Source organism: Micromonospora rubida (assembly GCF_009908295.1).
In the GTDB taxonomy this organism is placed as follows: Bacteria; Actinomycetota; Actinomycetes; order Mycobacteriales; family Micromonosporaceae; genus Micromonospora; species Micromonospora rubida.
The window spans coordinates 86839-108955 of sequence record NZ_JAAALO010000012.1; the positions used below are offsets into that span (position 1 = coordinate 86839).

General features: G+C 75.0%; 19 protein-coding genes and 1 pseudogene. 13 read left to right on the plus strand and 7 right to left on the minus strand.

Features of this window, described 5'->3' with window-relative positions; genetic code table 11:
* The first annotated feature begins 404 nt into the window (after positions 1–404).
* Positions 405–1277 (plus strand): hypothetical protein, encoded by an 873-nt coding sequence (locus GVV04_RS29095; RefSeq protein ID WP_161692213.1) that lies wholly within the window; start codon positions 405–407, stop codon positions 1275–1277.
* A gap of 22 nt (positions 1278–1299) precedes the next feature.
* Here the strand turns inward: GVV04_RS29095 and GVV04_RS29100 are convergent, their stop codons facing one another.
* Together GVV04_RS29100 and GVV04_RS29105 are read right to left on the minus strand one after the other, a co-directional pair.
* Positions 1300–2385, minus strand: a complete 1086-nt coding sequence (locus GVV04_RS29100) for a hypothetical protein (protein ID WP_161692214.1) — start codon at positions 2383–2385, stop codon at positions 1300–1302.
* The gene (locus tag GVV04_RS29105) at positions 2378–2722 is read right to left on the minus strand and encodes a PadR family transcriptional regulator (protein WP_328822636.1); all 345 of its coding nucleotides are present in this window, start codon (positions 2720–2722) and stop codon (positions 2378–2380) included. The genes GVV04_RS29100 and GVV04_RS29105 overlap by 8 nt, the downstream gene beginning before the upstream one ends.
* Before the next feature lie 92 nt (positions 2723–2814).
* Between GVV04_RS29105 and GVV04_RS29110 the strand changes: the two genes are divergently transcribed.
* The 9 genes from GVV04_RS29110 to GVV04_RS29150 all read left to right on the plus strand — a co-directional run bounded on the left by GVV04_RS29110 (position 2815) and on the right by GVV04_RS29150 (position 15007).
* Positions 2815–3618 carry a TetR/AcrR family transcriptional regulator gene (locus GVV04_RS29110; RefSeq protein ID WP_161692215.1) on the plus strand — a complete coding sequence of 268 codons (804 nt, stop codon included), beginning with the start codon at positions 2815–2817 and terminating at the stop codon, positions 3616–3618.
* A 169-nt stretch (positions 3619–3787) separates the two neighbouring features.
* Positions 3788–5101, plus strand: coding sequence for a hypothetical protein (locus tag GVV04_RS29115; protein WP_161692216.1), 1314 nt, complete (start codon positions 3788–3790; stop codon positions 5099–5101).
* Between the two features lie 16 nt (positions 5102–5117).
* Positions 5118–6221: a transporter substrate-binding domain-containing protein gene (locus GVV04_RS29120; RefSeq protein WP_161692217.1), complete on the plus strand. Its 1104-nt coding sequence runs from the start codon at positions 5118–5120 to the stop codon at positions 6219–6221.
* Positions 6222–6234: 13 nt separating this feature from the next.
* Complete coding sequence (locus GVV04_RS29125; protein ID WP_161692218.1) at positions 6235–7374, plus strand: hypothetical protein; 1140 nt, start codon at positions 6235–6237, stop codon at positions 7372–7374.
* Positions 7371–9617, plus strand: coding sequence for a serine/threonine-protein kinase (locus tag GVV04_RS29130; protein WP_161692219.1), 2247 nt, complete (start codon positions 7371–7373; stop codon positions 9615–9617). Before GVV04_RS29125 ends, GVV04_RS29130 begins: the two co-directional genes overlap by 4 nt.
* 103 nt (positions 9618–9720) lie before the next feature.
* Positions 9721–11193 carry a VWA domain-containing protein gene (locus GVV04_RS29135; RefSeq protein ID WP_161692220.1) on the plus strand — a complete coding sequence of 491 codons (1473 nt, stop codon included), beginning with the start codon at positions 9721–9723 and terminating at the stop codon, positions 11191–11193.
* Entirely contained in the window at positions 11190–12974 is a 1785-nt protein-coding gene (locus GVV04_RS29140) for an NACHT domain-containing protein (protein ID WP_161692221.1), read from the plus strand. Before GVV04_RS29135 ends, GVV04_RS29140 begins: the two co-directional genes overlap by 4 nt.
* A 75-nt stretch (positions 12975–13049) precedes the next feature.
* Positions 13050–14048 carry a dTDP-glucose 4,6-dehydratase gene (gene rfbB, locus GVV04_RS29145; protein WP_161692222.1) on the plus strand — a complete coding sequence of 333 codons (999 nt, stop codon included), beginning with the start codon at positions 13050–13052 and terminating at the stop codon, positions 14046–14048.
* Positions 14049–14143: 95 nt separating this feature from the next.
* On the plus strand, positions 14144–15007 hold the full coding sequence (locus GVV04_RS29150) for a S1 family peptidase (protein ID WP_161692223.1): 864 nt from the start codon (positions 14144–14146) through the stop codon (positions 15005–15007).
* Here the strand turns inward: GVV04_RS29150 and GVV04_RS29155 are convergent.
* The 4 genes from GVV04_RS29155 to GVV04_RS29170 all read right to left on the minus strand — a co-directional run bounded on the left by GVV04_RS29155 (position 14967) and on the right by GVV04_RS29170 (position 17541).
* The gene (locus tag GVV04_RS29155) at positions 14967–15311 is read right to left on the minus strand and encodes a type 2 periplasmic-binding domain-containing protein (RefSeq protein ID WP_161692224.1); all 345 of its coding nucleotides are present in this window, start codon (positions 15309–15311) and stop codon (positions 14967–14969) included. The two genes, GVV04_RS29150 and GVV04_RS29155, sit on opposite strands and share 41 nt — an antisense overlap.
* 314 nt (positions 15312–15625) lie before the next feature.
* The gene (locus tag GVV04_RS29160; protein WP_161692225.1) at positions 15626–16648 is read right to left on the minus strand and encodes an ROK family protein; all 1023 of its coding nucleotides are present in this window, start codon (positions 16646–16648) and stop codon (positions 15626–15628) included.
* 6 nt (positions 16649–16654) lie between these two features.
* Positions 16655–17008 (minus strand): DoxX family protein, encoded by a 354-nt coding sequence (locus tag GVV04_RS29165; protein WP_161692226.1) that lies wholly within the window; start codon positions 17006–17008, stop codon positions 16655–16657.
* A gap of 101 nt (positions 17009–17109) precedes the next feature.
* Positions 17110–17541, minus strand: coding sequence for a type II 3-dehydroquinate dehydratase (locus GVV04_RS29170; protein ID WP_161692227.1), 432 nt, complete (start codon positions 17539–17541; stop codon positions 17110–17112).
* Between the two features lie 358 nt (positions 17542–17899).
* Between GVV04_RS29170 and GVV04_RS29175 the strand changes: the two genes are divergently transcribed.
* The 3 genes from GVV04_RS29175 to GVV04_RS29185 are packed head-to-tail and all read left to right on the plus strand — an operon-like array spanning position 17900 to position 20953.
* Entirely contained in the window at positions 17900–19063 is a 1164-nt protein-coding gene (locus GVV04_RS29175) for a DegT/DnrJ/EryC1/StrS family aminotransferase (protein ID WP_161692228.1), read from the plus strand.
* The gene (locus GVV04_RS29180) at positions 19060–20196 is read left to right on the plus strand and encodes a Gfo/Idh/MocA family protein (RefSeq protein WP_161692229.1); all 1137 of its coding nucleotides are present in this window, start codon (positions 19060–19062) and stop codon (positions 20194–20196) included. Before GVV04_RS29175 ends, GVV04_RS29180 begins: the two co-directional genes overlap by 4 nt.
* Positions 20197–20233: 37 nt before the next feature.
* Positions 20234–20953, plus strand: coding sequence for an HAD-IA family hydrolase (locus GVV04_RS29185; RefSeq protein WP_161692230.1), 720 nt, complete (start codon positions 20234–20236; stop codon positions 20951–20953).
* Between the two features lie 125 nt (positions 20954–21078).
* Here GVV04_RS29185 and GVV04_RS29190 read toward each other — a convergent pair.
* Positions 21079–21444 (minus strand): annotated as a pseudogene (locus GVV04_RS29190) (VOC family protein); the annotation flags it as partial.
* Between the last annotated feature and the right edge of the window lie 673 nt (positions 21445–22117).

Sequence of the window (22117 nt, forward strand, 5' to 3'; positions counted from 1 at the left end):
GTAGCACCGACGGTGCTACCACGCCGATAGTGGGCCTCGAATCCGGCCAGGGGCACCGTCGCTGATCCGGTACGTGGGCGCCGCCCCCGAGCACTGTTCCCGCTGGTGGTCGCGTAGCGGCTCCAACCTCGGTCTGTCATGAGTGATTGATCTTGATGTTGTGGGTGCGGCTGGCGGTGTTTCTGCTGGTAGGTACGGTTTGGGCCCGACGTGTGGCCGGGTTCCTCGGAGCTGTTGTAGGTGCGGGGCTCGATCAGGCGGGTTCCGGCCGGGAAGCCGCTGGTGTCGGCCAGGCCGGTGAGTTCGCAGATTTCGGCGCCGTCACGCAGGCCGCGCTCACTCTCGACGGCGGTGACGCGGCCGGGACATCGACTGACCGGCCCTCGATCTTCCAGAATGGAGTGATGACAGTCGACGCGACTCCCCAGCGACACCCGCTCCTGCCCGTCCTCGCCGGTTCCCGAGCCGTCCTCGTCGGCCGGGACACCCCCGACCCCGACGCCGACTACGGCTTCGGCCACGGCTACGAGTCGGCGGTGGAGGCGACCAGGGCGTTGGCCCGTACCCTCGTCTCCCCGAACATCGGTACGCCCCTCCTCGAAGCGCACACCGAACAGCTCGTGCGCGGGGAGTCCCCCGAGGCGGTGATCGAGGCCGTGCGCCGGGCCGCCGCAGCGGCGTCGGACACGTTGCTGTTCTCCTACGCCGCGACCGGCCCGGAACACTGGGAGACCCCCGAGGGCGCGGAGCGGTGGACCGAGGAGCCGGACAGTCGGCGGTCCGTGCTCGGGAGGGTCGCCGACCTGATGCGGGACAGCGCGGCCACCCGACTCGTCGTCCTGCTGGACTGCGGTTCCGCGCAGATCGCCGCGCGGCACTTCACCCGGCCGGACCCACCGGCCGGTCACCGGCACGGCGCACAGTTGTCGCTGCTGGGCGCTGGCCGGGTGATGCTGTTCGGGAGCGAGATCGACCCGTTCACGAGCACCCTCACCAAAGCGCTTCAGGCAGGGGTCGACGGCGGTCCCGAGGCCCTGAATCTGGTGGCGCTCGGCGACGCGGTGCGGGCCAAGTTCACCGAGCTGCGGTACCTGGTCGAGAACGAGTACATTCCGGGAGCGAAAGAGCTACTTGTCCACGGCGGCCACGAGGTGGCACTCGGCATCAATCGGGCCTTTCCGCCCGATGACCGCGACGTCGCCCTGCGGTACCCGCCGCGCTATCCCGGCGCCTTCTTCGCCCACCCCGACGCCGTGAGCGAATCCGAAGGCTACTGACCCTGTCAGCGGGAATTCCGGCTCAGCGCTCGGCGACTCCACCGGTCGACGCCGCCGCGTTCGCGGGTCGAAGCCGGCTCATTCGGGCTGCCCCGGCGATCAGGCCCAGGCTGCCGGTAAGCGTGAGCGCGATGACGCTGGCCGCCAGCGGGTTGGCGATCTGGTTGGCCAGCGGGTACATGTAGTCGGCGGCGAACAGCACGTTGGCGCTGCCCGGGTCCGGGATCGTGCTCAGCACGTTGTCCAGGGTGTTCACCCCGCAGGCGATGAGGGCCGGCAGGCCGAGCAGCAGGCTCAGCCACCGGATCGGCCGTGGGGTCCGGGCGACCCGGTGAGCCGTCCAGGTCATCCCCTGCCACACCACGATCAGCCCGATGACGAACCCGGCGACCGCGCCGGCGAGCACGCCGCGGGGCTCGATCGGATAGGCGCTGATCGTCATGCCGGTCTGGTTGTCGTATTCGGAGACGCGTAACAGCACCCCGTGCCGGTACGCCCAGAACACCTCGTTCGGGCTGTTTCCGCCGGCCCGGCTGTTGACGCCACCCGGGCTCAGGGCGCCGGTCCGCCAGCCCGCGCTCGTCAGGTGCTGGTAGGCATCGGCCAGGACGGTCGGTGTCTCGGCGACCTGCTCGTAGACCCGGCTCTGGCCCATCGGCGCCGGCCGCCCGCCGTCCCAGCCCTCCTCGGCGAAATCCTGGAACTCGCCGTACGTCCGGTAGGCGTAGGCCATGTTGAGCGGGTTGTCGTCCGGGAGTTCGTAGACGAGCGAGGCCGGACGGCCGACCAGGTCGTCGCTGAAGGCGGCAAGGTTGGGGTCTTCGGGGTTGGCGAGTCCCCAGACTGCCAGGGCGCCGGCCCCGCTGAGCACCACGGCCGCCCAGATCGCTACGAGGCCGGCCGCGAGCCTACCGATCCAGGTGGGCGGCACGAACCGGTACCGGAGGCCGTTCACCAACAGGTGGACCGCCTCGTCGCGCGATGGCCGGACCTGTCCCGGCTCGGCGGCGTCGAGCAGGGTGGTGAGGATTTCCGGCCCGCGTTCGCGCCGGTAGAAGCCGGGGTACGCCCAGAGTAGACGGCGGTAGGAGCGCTCCAGGTCAGGCATGCTGAACTCCCCCGATGAAGCCGAACGCCTCGCGCAGCCGGGAGGCGGCCACCTTTGCGTTCGACTGGAGCCGCTCCACTGCGGCTTCGAGCGCCGCGCGGCCGTCGTCGGACAGGGTGTAGTAGCGGCGCAGTCGGCCGCCCACGGCCTCTTCCCGGTCGAGGACAATCAGGCCCTCCGTGCTGAGCCGGTCCAGCGCCGCGTACAGCGTCCCGGCCTTGAGCTTGACCCGCCCGCCGGACAACTGCTCGACGGCCTGAATGATCCCGTAGCCGTGTAGCGGGGTGGCGCGCACCAGCGCGGTCAGGATGAAGAACGTCGGCTCCTGCATCGTCATGGCCTTAACCGTAGACCGCCTCTATATGCAGGTGACTTGTATATCGATCGGTCCGTACGCGGTACGGTATCCATCGTTAGGATGAGGGCACTATGCCGAACGAGCGCAAGGGCAAGATCGACCCCGCCCGCAGCCTGGCCATCCTCTGGCGCACCCGGGAGCCGACCAGCCGCAGCGCCGGGCCGGGGCTCAGCGTCGACCGGATCGTCCGGGCGGCGATCGAGGTCGCCGACGCCGAGGGGATCGACGCGCTCACCATGCGCCGGGTCAGCGAGGCGCTGGGCGTCGGGACGATGTCGGTCTACACGTACGTGCCGGGCAAGGCCGAGCTGCTCGACGTCATGGTCGACACGCTCTACGGCGAGATGAGGCGCCCGGCTGACGTCCCCGGCGGCTGGCAGGCCCGGCTCGAACAGATCGCCCGGGAGAACCTGGAGCTCTACCGCGCCCACCCGTGGCTGCTGCGCGCCGAGACCAGCCGGCCCGTGCTCGGCCCGAACCTGTTCGCCAAGTACGACTACGAGTTGGGGGCCGTGGCCGGCATCGGCCTCGACGACGTGGAGATGGACGCCGTGCTCACCCTGGTCCTCGGGCACGTCAAGAGCGCGGCGCGGGCCGCGCTGGACGTGGTCGACCTGGAGCGCGAGACCGGCATGACGGACGGCCAGTGGTGGCAGTCGCACGCCCCCTGGCTGGAGAGGTTCATGAAGTCGGGCAGCTACCCGACGGCCTCCCGGGTGGGCTCGGCGGCCGGGGAGGCGCACGGCGCGGCGTACGGGCCGGAGTACGCGTTCGAGTTCGGCCTCCAGCGGGTGCTCGACGGCGTCGCGGTGATCGTCGCCAAGCGTTCGGCGTCGGCCGAACCAAACCGCTCGGGCCCCGACGACGCCGGATAGCGGCGCCGGCTGTCGTCCACTTTGTCGGTCCGGTCGGATACCGGACATGGTGCGGCCGGCCGCCCGGCTGCTCTGCCATCCTGGATCTTCCCCGCCGGTGTCCATCCGCGCCGGCCGGACCCGTCCGGCGAGCCGGAGGCGGCGCGCGGCGGGGCGGACGGGGGCGCGGATGACCGTACGTGTGGAAGCCGGCCGCAGGGCCGAGACGTCGACCACGACGCTGACCCGGGGCGCGGCCCAGCCGGACCGGGGCGGCCCGGCGCGCTGGCGGGACCCGCTCCGCACGACCCCCGCGCGGATCGTCGTCCACGGGCTCCTCCTCGCGGCCCTGCTCGTCGCCACAGCCGTGGTCGCCCTGCGCGCGGGCGGGCCGGCGACCACGCTGGGCGAACGGTCCGCCGCGACCGCCGCGCGGACCGGCACGAGCGCCCGCCAGATCTACGTCGGCCTGGCCGACGCCGACGTCGCCGCCAGCGCAGTCTTCCTGCTGCCGCCCGGCGAGGACCGGGCGGCCGGCCTGAAGGCCGACTACCAGCGGAAGATCCACGAGGTCGAGCACGCGCTGAACGCCTCGATGGGCGCGGCGGTCGACGACCCGGACCGGCTGGCGAAGCTGGCCGCGATCGCCGCCCGGTTGCAGGTCTACCAGCGCATCATCGCCGACGCGCTGACGGTGGCCGAGGGGCCGGGAACCGCAGCCAACCAGGGGGTGCTCGCCTCCGCGTACGCGCGGGAGGCTTCCCACTACCTGTCCCACCAGCTGCTGACCGCCGCCCAGACCCTGTGGGACTACGACACCAGGCTGCTGCGGGAGGCCCGGGTCGACGCCCGGTGGTGGGTGGCGGCCTCCCTGCTGATGCCGCTGCTGACGCTGGCGGCGCTCGGGGCCGTCCAGTGGTGGCTGTGGCGGCGCACCCGCCGCCGGCTCAACGCCGGCCTGCTCGTCGCCTCGGCGGGCGTCGTGGCCGTCCTGGCCCTGGCCGTCGCCTCGTGGTCGCATTGGCCGGCGGCCGACAGCCGGTTCCCCGAGCTGGCGCGGGCCGTGGACGCACAGAGCGCCACCCAGCAGCGGCTCGGCACGTTGCTGGCCGGCCGCGCGGACGTCTACCTGGGGCTCGGCGCCAGCGTCGACCCGGTGGGCCACCACGAGGACTTCGACAGCCGGCAGCTCTGCGGCGGCCCGGACGGGGTGGACTGCGCCACCCTGACCGCCGTGTGGACCGCCCGGCAGAGCCAGGAGCCGGACGCGTTCCGCCGGGCCATGGACGCGGTGCTGGACGCGGGGCCCGCCGGAAAGTCCTTCGACGCGGCGACCACCGCCCTCACCAACCGGCTCGACGAGGGAGACAAGGTGGTCGCCGGGCACGTCGAGCGCCTGCCGGCGACGCCGCGCCAGTTCGGTGGGCTCGCCGCGTGGGTCACGTTGCTCGCCGGCGCCGCAGTCGTCGTCGGGTTGCGGCAACGCCTGGCCGAGTACCGGTGAGACGGACGGGGGACCGATGACGACACAGGTGGCGAGGCGCTGGGCGGCCCGCCCCGGCGGCGGGCCGGTGGCCGCCCGGGCCGCGCTGGCCGGCGTACTGCTGCTGGCGGTGGCGGCGTGCACGGCGGTCCCGCCGGACTCCGCCGCCGTGCCCACCCCCGGGCCCCCGGACGTGCGGCAGATCGCCGCCGGCGGTGAGCCGGCCAACGCCTTCTGCACGGTGCGCAGCAGCTTCGCCCCGAGCGGCGTCCCGCCGCGGGTGATCCGCGACCGGGGGCCGGGGCAGGGCCTGGTCGCGGGCGTCGACCCGTCGGACGCCACGATGAGCCACTGGAACGCCGAGACGCAGCAGTTCGAGGGCTTCAACATCGATTTGTTGCTGGCGGTGGCCCGGGCCATCTGGCCGGGGGAGGAGCCGCGCAAGCGGATCACCTTCAAAGTGGTGCCGCCCGGGCAGGGCGCCTTCGAGATGCTGGCGCCGGACCACCCGGACCGGGTCGACCTCATCGCCACCTCGCTGACGGCGAGCTGCGAGCGGGCGAAGCAGGTCATCTTCTCCAACGACTACCTCGACTCCGGGCAGACCGCGCTGGTCCGACGCGTCGACGGCCGGCCGGAGTACGCGGGCATCGAGCAGCTGGGCGGCCGTCGGGTCTGCGCGGCGGCGCGGACCACCTCGCTCGCGGCGATCGCCGCCTACCGCACGGCCGACGGCACCCTCCCGGTGCCGGTGCAGGCCGCCCATCCGATCGACTGCCTGGTCATGCTGCGTCAGGGGCAGGTCGACGCGGTCAGCACGGACGAGAACATCCTGCTGGGCTTCACCCGGATGACGCCCGACACCGTGCTCGTCACCGAGCCGCCCCGGGACAACGCCCGGTTCTGCCGCTACCACGACGGCCGGCGGCCGTGCACCTGGTTCACCGATGAGCCGCACGCGTTCGCGTTCGCCCGGGACAACCCGGACAGCCTCGAGCTGGCCCGGTTCGTCAACCACGTCCTGGAGTCCATCCGCGCCTCCGGGGTGTGGGCGGCGGCCCACCGGCAGTGGCTCGCCGACCACCCCGACCGGGGGCAGCCGACACCGGGATCGCCGGTCACGTCGTGGCCGCCCGGGTGAGGGGCGGGGCGTGATGCCGGACGGCGATCGGCTCGACGCGGTGCGGGCCGCGCACGGCCTGGCCGCCGAGTGGCTGCTGGAGGCGCAGGCGCTGATCACCGGGGAGTTCCGCGCCCCGGTCACCGGCGTCACCGCCGGGACGGAGACCGCGGCCTGGGACGAGCTGCACGTGCTCGGCTGCCTGTCGCTGGCCCTCGACCCGATGGACGACGGCCCCGACCCGGCGGCGCGGCGGAACGACCGCCTCGCCCGGCTGCTCACCGACCCGATCGAGGTCGCGTTCACCTCGGCCACGGGGGAGGCGCCCCGGATCGAGCGGTTGTGCCTCGACGAGATCGTCGCGGCGGCCCGGGAGCACCGGGCCACGATCCGCCGGCTCGTCGACGCGTACCGGGCGGCCGTGCGGTTCGTGGAGGCGGACCTCGACCGGCTGCGCAGGGACGTCGCGGACCCTCGGCTCCGGGCCGGGGCGGCCGACCGGGGCGCGACGGCGCCGGACGTACCCGCCGTCCGGCTCGCCGGGCTGGAGCGGGAGGCCGCGGCGGACCCGGTGGGCTGCGCCCGTCCCGGCCCCTGGCGCGACGCGCTGGCCGGCCTCGCGGACGACCTCGCCGCCGTACGCCGGGCGCTCGCCCCGGCCACCGACGACCCGGACCGGTTGACGTCCGGGGAGCGGCGGCTGCGCTCGTCGGTGGAACGCCTGCGGGGGCTCGCGGCCGAGGCGGCCCGGGAGGGGCTGGGCGACGGCGGCGATCCGGTGGCCGCCCTCGACGTCGACGGGCTGCTCGCCCGGGCAGCCGCGGCCCGCACCGCGTCGCCCAACGGCTCGGCGGGCCCCGTCGGCCCCGTCGGCCCCGTCGGCTCGGTGGGCCCGGCGGGCCCGCCCGGCGAGCTGGAGGCCGCCCTCGACGGGGCCGCCGACCAGGTCGACGCCGCCCGGCGGCGGCTACGCGGCCGCTGCCACCTGGAACTCGGCGGGCGGCTGGAGGCGTACCGGCAGCGCGCCGCCGACGAGGGCCGGGCCGAGCACCCGGACCTGGAGCAGAGCTACCGCGAGGCGCGGGACAGGCTGCGCCCCGACCGCTTCGCCGTGACCGCCGCGAGCCGGGCGGTCCGCGCCTACCAGCAGGCCGTGAACGAGGTGACCCGATGACGCCGACGAACCGCCCCTGCGCGGAACGCAACTGCCCCGGGGCGGTGGACCAGGACGGCTTCTGCCGGCTGTGGGGCCACCCGTGCGACGGCGGCCCGCCGGGCGCGGACCCGCAACCGTCGTCGTCGGTGGTCCCGCAACCGTCGTCGGTAGTCCGGCCGTCGCCGTCGTCGGTGGTGCCGCCGCCGTCGTCCCGCGTCCCACGGCCCGTCCCGGTGCAGTCCCGAGAGCCGTGGCGTCCCCGGGCCCGGCCGTGGGAGAGCCCGGCGCTCATCCCGCCGGCCCGGGCCCGGGACCCGCTGGAGGCGGTGCTGTCCCAGGCCGTCGTGCCCGAGCACTCCCGCTACTGCCCGCAGACGACGTGCCGGCGCAGGGTGCCCCGGGTCAGCGGGTACTGCCCGAACTGCGGCTCCCGCTACTCGTTCACCCCGCCGCTGGCCAAGGGCGACGTGCGGGCCGGCCGGTACCGGATCGAGGGCTGCCTGGGGCACGGCGGCGTGGGCTGGGTGTTCCTCGCCCGCGACGAGGACATGGACGGCAGTTGGCGGGTGCTGAAGGGGCAGCGCAACCCCGAGGACCGGGAGGCCGCGGCGGCGTTCGTCGGGGAACGGCAGGCGCTGATCGCGCTCAACCACCCCCGCATCGTGACGATCACCCACGCGCTGCGCCCCGAGTCCGACTCCGACGTCGGGTACCTGGTGATGGAGTACGTCAACGGCGGCACCCTGGAGGACGCCCGCCGCACCATCGGCCCGGACGGCGGCCCGTCGGCCGTGGACGTGCCGCAGGCGCTGGGGTACGGGGTGCAGATCCTCGACGCCTTCGAGTACCTGCACGACCAGGGCTGGTTGTACTGCGACCTGAAGCCCGAGAACGTCATGCTGATCGGCGGGTACGGCCCGGACGGCCCGCTCAAGCTCGTCGACTTCGGCGCGGCCCGGCGGATCGACAACACCGTCAGCCCGCCCTGGGGCACGGCCGGCTTCGAGGCCCCCGAGGTGCAGCGGCTCGGCCCGGCGGGGCCGAGCGTGCGCTCCGACGTCTACACGGTCGGCCGTACCCTCGCCGCGCTGACCCTGGCGGTCAGCTCGGCCGACCTGCGTCCCCTGCCGGTGGGGCAGGACCTGCTGCGGCTGCCGCTGCCGGCCCCGCTCGACCCGTTCGCGCGGCTGCTGGCCCGCGCCACCGCCGTCGAACCCGAGGAGCGGTTCGGCTCCGCCGCCGAGATGCGCGAGCAGGTCAGGGGGGTGCGCCGGCAGGTGCGCTCGGCCGCCGACGGCATTCCCCGGCCCACCCGGTCCACCCTGTTCAGCCCGGCGGCGTGCGCGTTCGCCCTGCACGCCGACGTCGACGCCCTCGACGTGGTGGAGATCGTGCTCGGTCTGCCGATGCCGCTGGTCGACGGCAACGACCCGGCGGCCGGTTTCCTCGCCTCGCTCGGCCCGGCCGAGCCCGCCGAGCTGATCGCCCTGCTCGGCGCCGCGCCCGAGCACACCGCCGAGGTCACGTACCGGATGGTGCGGGCGTACCTCGCGGCCGGCCGGGCGGACGAGGCGGGGCCGCTGCTCGCCGGCATCCCCGACGACCGGCGGGACTGGTCACTGTGGTGGCACCAGGGCCTGGTCGCCCTGGTGGACACCGACGGCGCCGCCGCCCGGGACCGGTTCAGGCGGGTGTACGGGTGGCTGCCCGGCGAGGTGTCCGCGCGCCTGGCGTACGCGGTGGCCTGCGAGGTCGCCGGCGACCATCCGACGGCCGCCGCGCACTACCGGGGGGTGTGGGAGACCGACCAGGGCGTGGTCGCCGCCGCCTTCGGGCTGGCCCGCTGCCTGTTCGTCATCGAGGGCCCGCGCGCCGCCGCCGCCGTCCTGCTCGCCGTGCCGGAGTCCTCCCGCGCCTCGACGGTGGCGGCGACCTGCGCGGTACGGATGCTGCTGGAGGCGCCGGAGGACGGCCACCGGCTCGACGCCGCGCTCGACGCCGCAGCCGTCGTGGAGAAGCTGCCCGCGTTCGCCGAACGCGACCTGGTCGAGGCGCACATCCTGCGGATCGCCCTCGGCAGCGACCTGGCCGACGGGCGGTACGCCGACCGGCGACTGTTCGGCCACCGGCTCGACCCGGACACCCTGCGCCGCGCCTTCGAACGCACCTGCCGGTCCCTGGCCGGGCACACCGGCGACCGGCGGGAGCGGATCGCGCTGGTGGACCTCGCCAACACGCACCGGCCGGTGACCTGGTGGTGATCCCCGGCAGGCCCGCCGAGCCGGGGGCCGGCCCGCCGCCGGCCGGCGGCGAACCGGGGGCCGCACTGCCCCCGGCCGGCGGACCCGACGAAAGGAGCCCCGCGTGACGGCACCGGACGGGCTGCGGCTCGACCTGACCGCCCACCACAGCGAGTACCTGCCGACCGACGGCGGGACCGTCGACATCGTCGCCGCGGTGCGGGCCGGACCGGCCGGGGGCGACACGCGTCACGACGGGCTCGCCGAGGTGATCCTGCTCGACTGCTCCGGCTCGATGGGCGCGCCGCAGGCCAAGATGCGGGCCGCCCGCGCGGCCACCCTCGCGGCCGTCGACGCGCTGCCCGACGGGGTGGCGTTCGCCGTGGTGGAGGGCACCAGCGGAGCCGCGATGATCTACCCCGGTGAGCGGCGGCTCGCGGTCTCGGACGAGAGCACCCGGGCCGCGGCCCGGCGGGCGGTACGCAGGGCGTCGCCGCACGGCGGCACCGCCATCGGCAAGTGGCTGCTGCTGGCCCGGGAACTGCTCGGAACCCGGCCCGACGCGATCGGGCACGCCATTCTGCTGACCGACGGCCGCAACGAGTCCCAGCGGCCCGCCGAGCTGAGGGCGGCGGTGGACGCCTGCGCGGGCCGGTTCACCGTGGACTGCCGGGCCATCGGCTCGGCGGACGGGGTGCACGACTGGGACGGCCCGGAGCTGCTCGGCATCGCCGACGCGCTGGGCGCCAACCCCGTCGTGCCGGTGGAGGACCTCGACGGCCTCGCCGCCGAGTTCGCGGCGGTGCTGGACCGCGCGCTGGCCCGCCGGACCGCCGACGCCCGGCTGCGGGTGCGTACCAGCGCGCTGGCCCGGATCCGCTTCGTCAAGCAGGTGTACCCGACCATCGCCGACCTCACCGGCCGGGGCGTGGCCGCCGGCGACCTCACCACCGACTTCCCCGTCGGGGCGTGGAGCCCGGCAGACCGGCGCGACTACCACGTCGCACTGGAGGTGGACCCGATGACCCCGCAGGCACGGCGGCGGATCGGCTGGCTGGGCGTGTGGGTCGACGCGGCCCCGGGCACCGCCGAGGTGCCCGTCGACGTGGAGTGGACCGACGAGATCGAGCTGTTCTCCCGGGTGCACGAGACCGTCGCCCACTACACCCACCAGCAGGGGTACGCCGAACAGGTGCGGCTGGCGCTGACGGCGGCCGGCGTCGGCCGGCTCACCGACGCGGAGCAGCACCTCGGGCGGGCCGTGGCGCTCGCCCACGCCGGCGGCCACGAGGACAAGCTGCGGCAGCTCGACCGGATCGTGGACGTGCGGGACGCAGCCGTCGGCGACGTACGCCTCAAGCCCCACGTCGACCTGCGGCGCTGGCAGTACTCCGCGGCGGTCGCGCCGCAGACGTCCTCCTGGGTGTCCGGCGGGGCGGGGGACGCGCCGGGCCGGTCCGGCCCCCGGCCGCACCCGGCCCCCGAGCAGCGGGTGCCGCCGTGGGAGCACTGCGGCGAACTGCACACCCGCCCGTACTGCGGTGGGTGCGGCGCCTACCACGAGTCGCCGGGCGGACCGGCCCGGGTGGGCGTGTGACCTGGGACTACTCCGACAAGGTGGCCAGCGTTGTCAGCGGGCTGCTGGCGCTGACCGCCGCGATCCTGGCGGTCCGCCGCCACCTGAGCGGCCGGCGCGGGCGCGGCTGGTGGGCCGCTTTGAACCCGCTGTGGAGGGCCCAGTCGGAGGGGGCGATCGTCCACCCGCACCGGATCGCCGGCGGGTACGTCCGCCCCCTGTCGGAGGTGTACGTCGCCCGCCGGGTCGTCTCCCGGCTCGACCCCGCCGCCGGCCCCGTCACCGTCGATTCGCTGCTCACCGGCGCCGGGCACGTGCTGCTGATCGGCGAGCCGGGCAGCGGGAAGTCGGCGCTGGTCCGGCAGGCGTACGCGAGCTCGGCGCGGTGGTGGCTCGCCGGGCGGGGGCGGTTGCGCCAAACCCCTGCCGGCCCGGTGGTGGTGGGCCTGCCGGCGACCGCGCTGGTGCACCAGCCGCTGCCCGCCGCGCTCGCCGAGGCGTACCGCGACCTGGTGCCCGGCCTGGACTTCGCGCGGGAGCCCGCGCCGGGTCGGACGTGGCTGGTCTGCGTCGACGGGGTCGACGCGGTGGCGGACCCGGACGACCGGGCGGAGGTGCTCAACCGCCTCGCCGCGCTGGCCCGCGCCGCGCCGGGGGCCGGGCCGTGGCGGGTCCTGGTGACGACCCGCCAGCTCGCGGAGAACGAGCTGGCGGTCCTGGGCCCCGGGTACGCCGCGTACCACCTGGCGCCGTTCACCGACCCGGACGTCGGGCGGTTCGCGCACCGCTGGTTCCCGAACGCGGTGGCCGCGCGGCGCTTTCTGAGCTGGGTCGACCACCAGCGGGCCCGCCCCGCGCTGCGCAACCCCCTCACCGCCACCATCGCCGCCGCGGTCTGGCAGGCCGGGCTGGCCGGCCCGGACCCGGTGGCCGAACCGGCGGTGCTGCTGGACCGGTTCGTCGGCGCCCTGCTCGGCGGCGGGCGGGCCAGCTTCGACGCGACGTGCGACGCGCTGCGCCGGGCGGTGCGGGGCGGGCCGGTCGCCGACTGGCTGACCGAACGCCACACCGAGCTGGTCGAGGTGGCGGCGGCCGCCGTGGTGACCGGCGTCGACCCGGTCGCGGCGGTGGTCGACTGGTCGGCGGGGCAGGCGCCGTACCAGCCGGACCGGGTGCTGCCGGACTGGGACCGGCACGTGCGCCTGGTCCTGCTCGCCACCGGCCTGTTCTCCGACGCCGGGGCCGGCCGCGCTCCGACCGCCCGGTCAGGTGCGGCGGGCAGGCCGGCCCCGGCGTCCGCAGCGCTGGCCGCGACCTGGCCCGGCCTGGTCGAGCACCTGGCGGCGGGCCCGCTCGCCCGGGACTGGAGCGCGCAGCGCTGGATCACGGCGATGACCAGCACCCCCCAGCGGGGAGTCGGGCTGTGGGCGATGAGTCGGGCCACGGTCGCGCCGGGGTTCCTCCGGGACGTGGCGCGGGACCCGGCCGGGGCGGTCGCCGCCGGGCACTACCTGGCTGCGGGCGGCGCCGCCGGCCCGGTGGTCCGCTCGGACGTGCTGGCGGCGCTGCTGACCCACTGGTCGCCCCGCCCGGGCCCGGCGGTCGACGTCGCCGGCCCGCCGCCGGTGCGCGACGTGCGGCAGGAGTGCTTCGCGCTGCTCACCACGCTGACCGCCGCCACGGTGAACCGGGAACTGCTCCGCGAGGTCGCCGTCGACCCGCGGCGGCCCACCGTCGTCCGGCAAGCCGCCGCGCTCTTCTTCGCGACCCGGCGGCGTCAGCAGTCGGCCAGTGCCGCGTGAGCCGGCGCCGGTGGTTCGTGCCGGCCAGGTCGGTGACCTCCGCCGTCGGGGCGGGGCGTGGGCTAGCGTCACGGCATGGCTCATCTGCTGGTCACCGGCGGCGCCGGCTTCATCGGGGCGAACTTCGTCCGGCGGGCCCTGGCGGCCGACCCGGGCGGCCGACTGACGGTGCTCGACGCGCTCACCTACGCCGGCAACCGGGCCAACCTCGCCGAGGTCGCCGACCGGATCAGGTTCGTGCCCGGCGACGTCTGCGACGCCGAGCTGGTCGACGGCCTGGTGCGCGACTGCGACGTCGTGGTCCACTTCGCCGCCGAGTCCCACGTGGACAACTCGCTGCACGATCCGCGCCCGTTCCTACGCAGCAACGTGGAGGGGACGTTCGTGCTGCTGGAGGCGGTGCGCCGGCACGACCGCCGGCTGCATCACATCTCCACCGACGAGGTGTTCGGCAGCCTGCCGCTGCACGGCTCGGAACGGTTCACCGAGGACAGCCGGTACGACCCGTCGAGCCCGTACTCGGCCACCAAGGCGGCGGCCGACATGCTGGTGCGGGCCTGGGTCCGGGCGTACGGGGTGCGGGCCACCCTCTCGTACTGCGCGAACAACTACGGGCCGTACCAGAACGTGGAGAAGTTCCTGCCCCGGCAGATCACCAACGTCCTGCTCGGGAGGCGGCCGAAGCTCTACGGCACTGGCGAGAACGTCCGCGAGTGGACCCACGTCGACGACCACAACGACGCGGTCCTGCGGATCGTCGCGGACGGTCGGCCGGGGGAGACGTACCTGATCGGCTCGGGCGCGCAGTGGAGCAACCGGGCCCTGCTGGAGCTGACGCTGTCGCTGCTCGGGCGGCCGGTCGACGACTACGACACGGTGCCCGACCGGCCGGGCCACGACCTGCGGTACGCCGTCGACAGCGGCCGGATCCGGCGCGAGCTGGGCTGGCGCCCCCGGCACCCGGACCTCCCCGAGGGGCTGGCCCGGACGATCGACTGGTACCGGTGTAACGAGTGGTGGTGGAGGCCGCAGAAGGACGCCACCGAGGCCCGGTACCTGGCCATCGGCCGCTAGCCCTCGACGCATCGACCCGGTTTGGCGTATTGAACCGGGCGGGCGGGACGCGGATGCTGTAAAGCATCCATTGTCACCGATGTATGGAGGCTCGAATGCGTCGCTTCCCCCTGCTCGCCCTCCTGCTCGTCGTCCCCCTGGCTGCACCACCGGCGGTCGCCCGGGCCGCCGCTCCAGCCGCCGCTCCGGTCGCCGCCGCGTCGATCGCCATGGCCGCCACCGCTCCGGCCGGCACCGCGTGGGCCGTGGACCCGGCCACCGGCCGGACCACCGTCGCGGTGGACGACACGGTGAGCGAGAGCCAACTGGCCGCGCTGCGCACCCGGCTGGCCGGCACCGACGCCGTGGTCCGCCGGGAGCCCGGCCGGCTCAGCACCCTGATCGCCGGCGGGCAGGCCATCTACGCCGGCGGCGGCGGGGGCCGCTGCTCGCTGGGCGCCAACGTCCGCAGCGGCAGCACGTACTACTTCCTCACCGCCGGCCACTGCACGTCGACCGCCACCACCTGGTACGCCGATAGCGCCAACACGACGGCCCTCGGGTCCCGCACCGGCACCAGCTTCCCCGGCAACGACTACGGGATCGTCCGCTACACCTCGTCGACGATCCCGCACCCGAGCGCCGTCTACACGTACCCCGGGATGCTGACCGTCACCGGCACCGCAACGCCGGTCATCGGCTTGGCCGTCTGCCGCAGCGGCTCCACCACGGGCGTGCGGTGCGGCACGATCACCGCCCTCAACACCACGGTCAACTACGCCGAGGGCTCGGTCCACGGGCTGATCCGCACCAACATCTGCGCCGAGCCCGGGGACAGCGGCGGCCCGCTCTACGTCGCCGCCACCGGCCGGATCCTCGGCATCCTCTCGGGCGGCAGCGGCAACTGCACCAGCGGCGGCACCACCTACTACCAGCCGATCAGCGAGATCCTGGCCGCGTACGGGGTGACGATCCCGTGAGCCGGCGGGCCGGGCGGTCGCATGCGGTGCGGCGGGGTTCCCCCCGCAGGCAGCCGCAACGTGCAGCCGCCCGGCCCATGCCGCCGGCCCATGCCACCGGCGGCACCGCCCCCGGCGTCCCATCCGCCTCCTTCGGCAGGTCGGTGGTGGTGTAGACCGGCCCGTACACGGCGGTCAGCGGCTCGATCAGGTCGGCGATCGGCAGGAACCGGAACCTGCCCGGCGCGGCGGCGAGCAGGTCGGTGATGCCGGGCGTGGGCAGCCCGCCGGAGAAGAACATCGCGTCGAGCGTGCCGGCCCGCATCCGGGCGGCGGTGTCCGGCAGCGAGAGCCGGGCCCGGCGGACGTCCCGCTCCGGGTCGATCCCGGCCGATGAGCAGCCGACCGGCGATGACGTCGGTGCCCGACCGGGGAGAGCCCGTGGAGACCCGCCGGCCCCGCAGGTCGGACAGGCCGGTGATCTTCGCGTCGGCGCGTACCCGCGGGGTGCTGGGGTGGGGTCGGGCCCGAGCAGGGCGCGCAGCGCGCCACCGGCGCACCGCCGGGCCGCTCGACGGGGCCAGCCCGGACACAACGAGCCCGGACACGACGGGGCCAGCGACGGCGGCAGCGGCGGGTTCAGGCGCGGCAGGGCGCGGTCAGGTTCCGGGCCAGCGCCACGGCGCCGTGCAGCGAGGAGAGCCCGCCCAGGGCGGCGGCCCGCACGACCGGCGCCGCTCGACCGGGCCGGGCCAACCGGGCCACCTCCCGCTCGACCAGCCCGACGAAGCCCGGCAGCCCGGCGGCGAACCCGCCGCCCAGCACCGCCACCGACGGGTCGACCAACTCGCCGAGGCTGACCACGGCCGCCGCGAGCGCCGTACCGCTCGGCCGGACCGCGTCGTGGGCCCACGGCCGGTCGCCCGCCAGCCCGTCGCGCAGCTCGGCGAAGCTCACCGCGGCTCCCCGCCCGGCGGCGGCCCGGCGCAGCGTGGCCGGCCCGGAGGCGATCGCCTGGAGGCAACCGTGCCGGCCGCAGTCGCAGCGCGGCCCGTCGACGGCGACGACCATGTGCCCGACCTCGGGCGAGCCCCGGCCGGCCCCGGGCAGCGGGCGTCCGCCGAGCACCACGCCCCCGCCCACCCCGGTGCCCACCCCGAGGTAGACGACGTCGTCCGCGCCGATGTGCCGGGCCTCGGCGAGCGCCGCGAGGTCACCGTCGTCGGCCCAGGCGGTCCGGCTGCCGGGAAAGAGCCGGCGCAGCGCCTTGTCGAGCCGCAGCCCGGCCCAGCTCGGCCGGCCCGGCCAGACCGTCACCCGGCCGGTCGGGTCGGTGGTGCCGGGCATCGCCACCCCGACGGCCGCCAGCCGCCAACCGGACTCCGCGCGCAGCGCGTCGACCGCGTCCGCCAGTGCCGCCACGTCCGCCTCGGCGCCGCCGCCGGGCCAGGTCAGCGTCCGCTCGTACGCCCGCGACGCGGCGGCCCCGAGCTGCCCGTACGCCCCCGGGCCGACGTCCGGCGCGGACGCGCCCCGCTCGGTCCCTGGCGCGGACGCGCCCCGCTCGGTCCCCGGCGCGGACGCGGCCCGCTCGGCCCGCAGCGCGACCTTGGTGCCCCCGATGTCGACCCCGAGCACGGCGGTGTCGGTCCGCTCCGGCACCGGCGGTCAGCCCCGCAGCACGTGCAGCACCGCGACCGCGGCTGCCGCCAGCCCGAACACGGCCGGCATCGCCGCCACCGCGATCGGGTCCCGGGCGCGGAGGTGGAAGATCACCGCGCCGATCATCTGGAGGGTGAGCCCGATCGCCGCCGCGATCCCGGCCGGCGACCAGTACAGGCCGAGGATCAGGCCGACGACCGCAGCCAGCTCCAGATAGCCGATCACCTTGGTGAGCCCGGGGGAGACGCCGAGGTGGGCCATCCGCTCGCGCATCTGCGCCTGGCCGGTGAGCTTGGGGAAGGCCAGCGCGGCGAAGACAGTGGCCAGGATGACGCTGAGGACGATGATGGGAATCTGCACGTTTTCTTCCTTTTCAGAGGGGTCGGAGCCCGGCCGACCCTATCGGCCGGACGGCCGGATGGGCCGGTACGCGCGGCGGCGGGCCGACCCGGACGGCGTCCTCAGTCGAGGGTGGCGACCAGCGCGCGGGCGGCCAGCCGGTAGCCCAGCGAGCCCAGCCCGACGATGATCCCGCTGGCCAGCGGGGCGAGCACCGAGTCGTGCCGGAAGCTCTCCCGGGCCCACACGTTGGACAGGTGGACCTCCATCCACGGCCGCGGATAGTTGGCCAGCGCGTCGCGCAGGCTCCAGCCCGCGATCATCAGGGCACCCGGGTTCACGATCGCGCCCACCGTGTCGTAGTGCTCCTGCACGGTACGGACCAGGGCGCCCTCGCAGTCGTGCTGCACCGCGACCACCCCCCAGCCCCGCGCCGCGACCTCCTCGCCGACGGCCCGCTCGATGTCGGCGAGGGTGTCGGTGCCGTAGATCTCCGGCTCGCGCCGGCCGAGGATGCCGAGGTTCGGACCGTTCAACAGCAGCACGTCGGGCACAGCTCACCTCGCGGGGAACGCCCGGGTACGGCCACCTCGCGCGGCTGGCCACCGCCGGGCCGGTGACAGATTCCCCGCAGTCTTACTACGTCGCCGGCCCCGCCCGCTCCGACGGCCGTCGGCCCGCCGTCGAACTAAGGGGTGGGTAGGGGCTGTTAGGGGAGGTGAGCGTCCTGCCGGGTCGGTTAGCGTCCACCGCGAGCCGATGACGCTGCCCGATCCACGGCGGCGTCCCCGCTCGACCGGCCGACCGGCGCAGGCCCGCCGAGGCGGGCGAGCCCGGGTCCGCGGGGATGCGCGAAGCCGCCGCGGGACGGTCGGGAACCGCTGGTCCTCCTGGATTGGGAAGTGGGAAGTCATGAGTGGTCAGCCGTCGACGGTGCCGGAGTTCCCCGAGTGGCCGCAGTTCGGTGACGAGGAACGAGCCGGCCTGGTCCGCGCCCTGGAACAGGGTCAGTGGTGGCGGATGGGCGGGAGCGAGGTCGACACCTTCGAGGCGGAGTTCGGCGCGTACCACGGCACGCCGCACGCGCTCGCCGTCACCAACGGCACCCACGCCCTGGAGGTCGCCCTGGAGGTGCTCGGCGTCAAGGCCGGCACCGAGGTGATCGTCCCCGCCTTCACCTTCATCTCGTCGTCGCTCGCCGCGCAGCGCCTCGGCGCGGTCGCGGTGCCGGTCGACGTCGACCTGGACACCTACTGCGTCGACCCGGCCGCCGTCGCCGCCGCGATCACCGACCGCACCAAGGTCATCATGCCGGTGCACATGGCCGGCCAGTTCGCCGACATGGACGCGCTCGACAAGGTCGCCGCCGACGCCGGGGTGGCGCTGCTCCAGGACGCCGCGCACGCCCACGGCGCCCAGTGGCAGGGCAAGCGGGCCGGAGCGCTCGGCTCGGTGGCCGCGTTCAGCTTCCAGAACGGCAAGCTGATGACCGCCGGTGAGGGCGGCGCGGTGCTCTTCCCCGACGAGGAGACCCGCGAGCGGGCCTTCCTCGTGCACAGCTGCGGCCGGCCCCGCACCGACCGGGACTACCTGCACCGCACCACCGGCTCCAACTACCGGATGAGCGAGTTCACCGCCGCCGTGCTGCGCGCCCAGCTCGCCCGCCTCGACGGCCAGATCGAGGTGCGCGAGCAGCGCTGGCCGCTGCTGGCCAGCCTGCTCGCCGAGATCCCCGGCGTGCTGCCGCAGGGCATCGACCCGCGCACCGACCGCAACCCGCACTACATGGCCATGTTCCGGATCCCGGGGATCACCCTGGAACGCCGCCGCGCCGTGGTCGACGCGCTCATCGCCCGGGGCGTACCGGCGTTCGTGGCGTTCCGGGCCATCTACCGGTGCGAGGGCTTCTGGGAGGCCGGCGCCCCCGACGAGAGCATCGAGGCGATCGCCGCCCGCTGCCCCAACGTCGAGCAGATCCACTCCGACTGCGTCTGGCTGCACCACCGCACCCTGCTCGGCACCGAGCAGCAGATGCACGACATCGCCGCCGTGCTGGCCGACATCCTCGCCGAATGACCGGGCTGCCCCCGGCCGCCGCGCCCGACCGTCCGGTCCGGGTCGCGGTGGCCGGCCTCGGCTGGGCCGGACGGGAGATCTGGCTGCCCCGGCTCGCCGCGCACCCGGCCTTCGAGGTGGCCGCCCTGGTCGACCCGCAGCCGGCCGTCCGGGACGCCGCCCGCGACACCCACGCGGTGCCCTTCGCGTACGCCGACGTCGACGACCTGCCCATCGGCGCGGTCGACCTGGTCGTGGTGGCCGTCCCCAACCACCTGCACGCCACCATCGCCGCCCGGCTGCTGCGCCGGGGCGTACCGGTGTTCCTGGAGAAGCCGGTCTGCCTCACCTCCGCCGAGGCGGAGTTGCTCGCCGACGCGGAGCGCGGCGGCGGCGCGGTGCTGCTGGCCGGCAGCGCCGCCCGGTGGCGGGCCGACGTCCGGGCGCTGGCGGAGGCGGCCGGTGGCCTGGGCCCCGTCCGGCACGTCGACGTGGCCTGGGTACGCGCCCGGGGGGTGCCCGACGCGGGCGGCTGGTTCACCCGCCGCGACCTCTCCGGCGGCGGCGCGCTGGTCGACCTCGGCTGGCACCTGCTCGACACCGTCCTGCCGATGCTCGGCCCGGACACCCGGGTCAGCCACGCCATCGGCAGCGTCTCCGACGACTTCGTCAACGACAGCGCCGCGCACGCCGCCTGGCGCAGCGAGGCCGGGACCGGCGGCCGGTCGCGCGGCGACGTCGAGGACACCGCCCGGGGGTTCCTGCTCACCGACGGCGGCGCGTCGGTCGCCCTGCACGCCTGCTGGGCGTCGCACGAGGCCCTCGACCGCACCACCATCACCGTGCAGGGCGCCACCGGGTCGGCCACCCTGCGCTGCACGTTCGGGTTCAGCCCGAACCGGGAGCCCACGGCGACGCTGACCCGCACCCGCGACGGCGAGACCGTCCCGCTGCCGCTGCCCGCCGAACCGATCGGCACCGAGTACGACCGCCAGCTCGACGCCCTGCCCGGGCTGCTCGCCGACCCGGCCAGCCGGGGAGCGGCCGCCGCCGAGGCACGGCGGACCATCGACATCATCGAACGGATCTACCGCTCCGCCCGGCACACAGAGCCGGAGCGGGAGCACGCGCTGGCGGGCCATCGCGACCGGTGAGAACCACCGGCGACCTCACTCGCTCCGGGGAGCAGCCATGAGCCAACCACCGTCCACCGTCGACGTGTCCCTCGCACCGGTCGACGTGTCTCTCGCGCCGCCGCCCTCCCAGGGCCCGATCCGCGCGGTCGTGTTCGACCTCGACGGCGTCATCGTCGACAGCTCGGCCGTCATGCGCGAGGCGTTCAGCATCGCGTACGCGGAGGTGGTGGGCGGCGGGCCCGCTCCGTTCGAGGAGTACAACCGGCACATGGGCCGGTACTTCCCGGACATCATGCGGCTGATGGGGCTGCCCCTGGCGATGGAGGAGCCCTTCGTCCGGGAGAGCTACCGGATGGCCCACCTGGTGCCGCTGTTCCCCGGCGTCCGGGAGACCCTGGAGGAACTGCGTGCCCGGGGCATCCGGATGGCCATCGCCACCGGCAAGAGCGGCCCCCGGGCGCGCTCCCTGCTCGACACGCTCGGCGTGCTGGGCCTGTTCGACCAGGTGATCGGCTCCGACGAGGTGGCCCGCCCGAAGCCCGCCCCGGACATCGTGCTCCAGGCGCTCGGTCACCTCGACGTGCTGCCGGCCCAGGCCATGATGGTCGGCGACGCGGTGATCGACCTGCTCAGCGGCCGGGACGCCGGGGCCACCACGGTCGCCACCACCTGGCACGGCGGGGACGTGGCAGCCCTGCTGGCCGCCGAGCCGGACGTGGTCGCGCACGCCCCGGGTGACCTGCTGGCGTACTGCCCGGCGGCCCTGGTCCCCTGACCCGCGCGGTTGCGGCGGGGGCGTATGTCGAAGCGCCGGACACGCACGGCCACGTCTCCGGCGCGAGGTAGGCCGACTTCGGCCAGCCCTAGGTCAGCGCTACGGCCAGGTCGGCTGCGGTCTCAGTTGCCACCCGGGTCGATGACGCTGAACCCGCTCAGCCCGTCGGAGTTCCTCCGCGCCCGGGGCCTGGTCATCCGCGGCGTCCCGGAGACCAGCACCTTGCCGTATGCGGCCCGCATGCCCGCCGCGAAGGCCCGGTGGAGCTCCCCCGTGTCCGAGGTCAACACCAGGCACGAGTCGTAGGACTGCTCCGGGTCGAACCCCGCGATCTCGAAGAAGTGCAGGTGTAGGTCCTCACGCTGCAACGCCACGTACGGGTTGGGTTTGCGCTGCTGGTAGGTGGTGCGAAAACCGAGCACCCGGTAGAAGGCGGCGATCTCCTCGATGGAAGCGCAGGGCAACAGAGGAACGGTTACTTCGTTGGCCATCCGTACTTGATAGTCGCCGTGAATAGACGCGCGTACATGGAAATGGCCGATCGTCGTACGCAGTCGACCGAACGTACGAGGTGGCCCAAGTCGGGCTGATGGCCGGGGCCCCGGCAACGTCGCGGCGTCCGATTCCCGCCCGAGGTTCATCCACCCTCCGGGGGATTCCTGTTCCGCTCCTTGAGGATGATCCGAGATCCTGGCCAGGGCCAGGGCCAGGGCCAGGGCCAGGGCCAGGGCCTTGGTCACGGTCTCGCCGGTCCTGCGCTGTCTCTGTCTCTGCTCCCGCGAATGCTCCGGGAGGTCGCCGCCACGCTGCCCCATGCCGCCCCGCGCATCGGGCAGTCCGGGTGGCGGCCGGACGGTTGCCTCCCGCATCCGGTCGGGGACCTGCCTGTCGGCCCCTTTGGAGCTGCCCCGTTTACGCGCCCGCTCCATCGGTAGCGCAAACGGGGCAGCTCCAAAGGGAGCCGACGGAGGGTGGACCGACCCGACGGCGTGCACCCCGACCCGACGGAGGGCGGACCGGCCGCGCACCCCGGCCGCGCGCACCAACCTCGACCGGCTCGCCGACGGGGCCGACCCGGCGAAGGCCGACCCGGCAGGGGCCGACGATGTCGGTAGCGCACGTATCCCCTGGGACCTGCCAAGCCGGAGACCCTCACGATCTTGC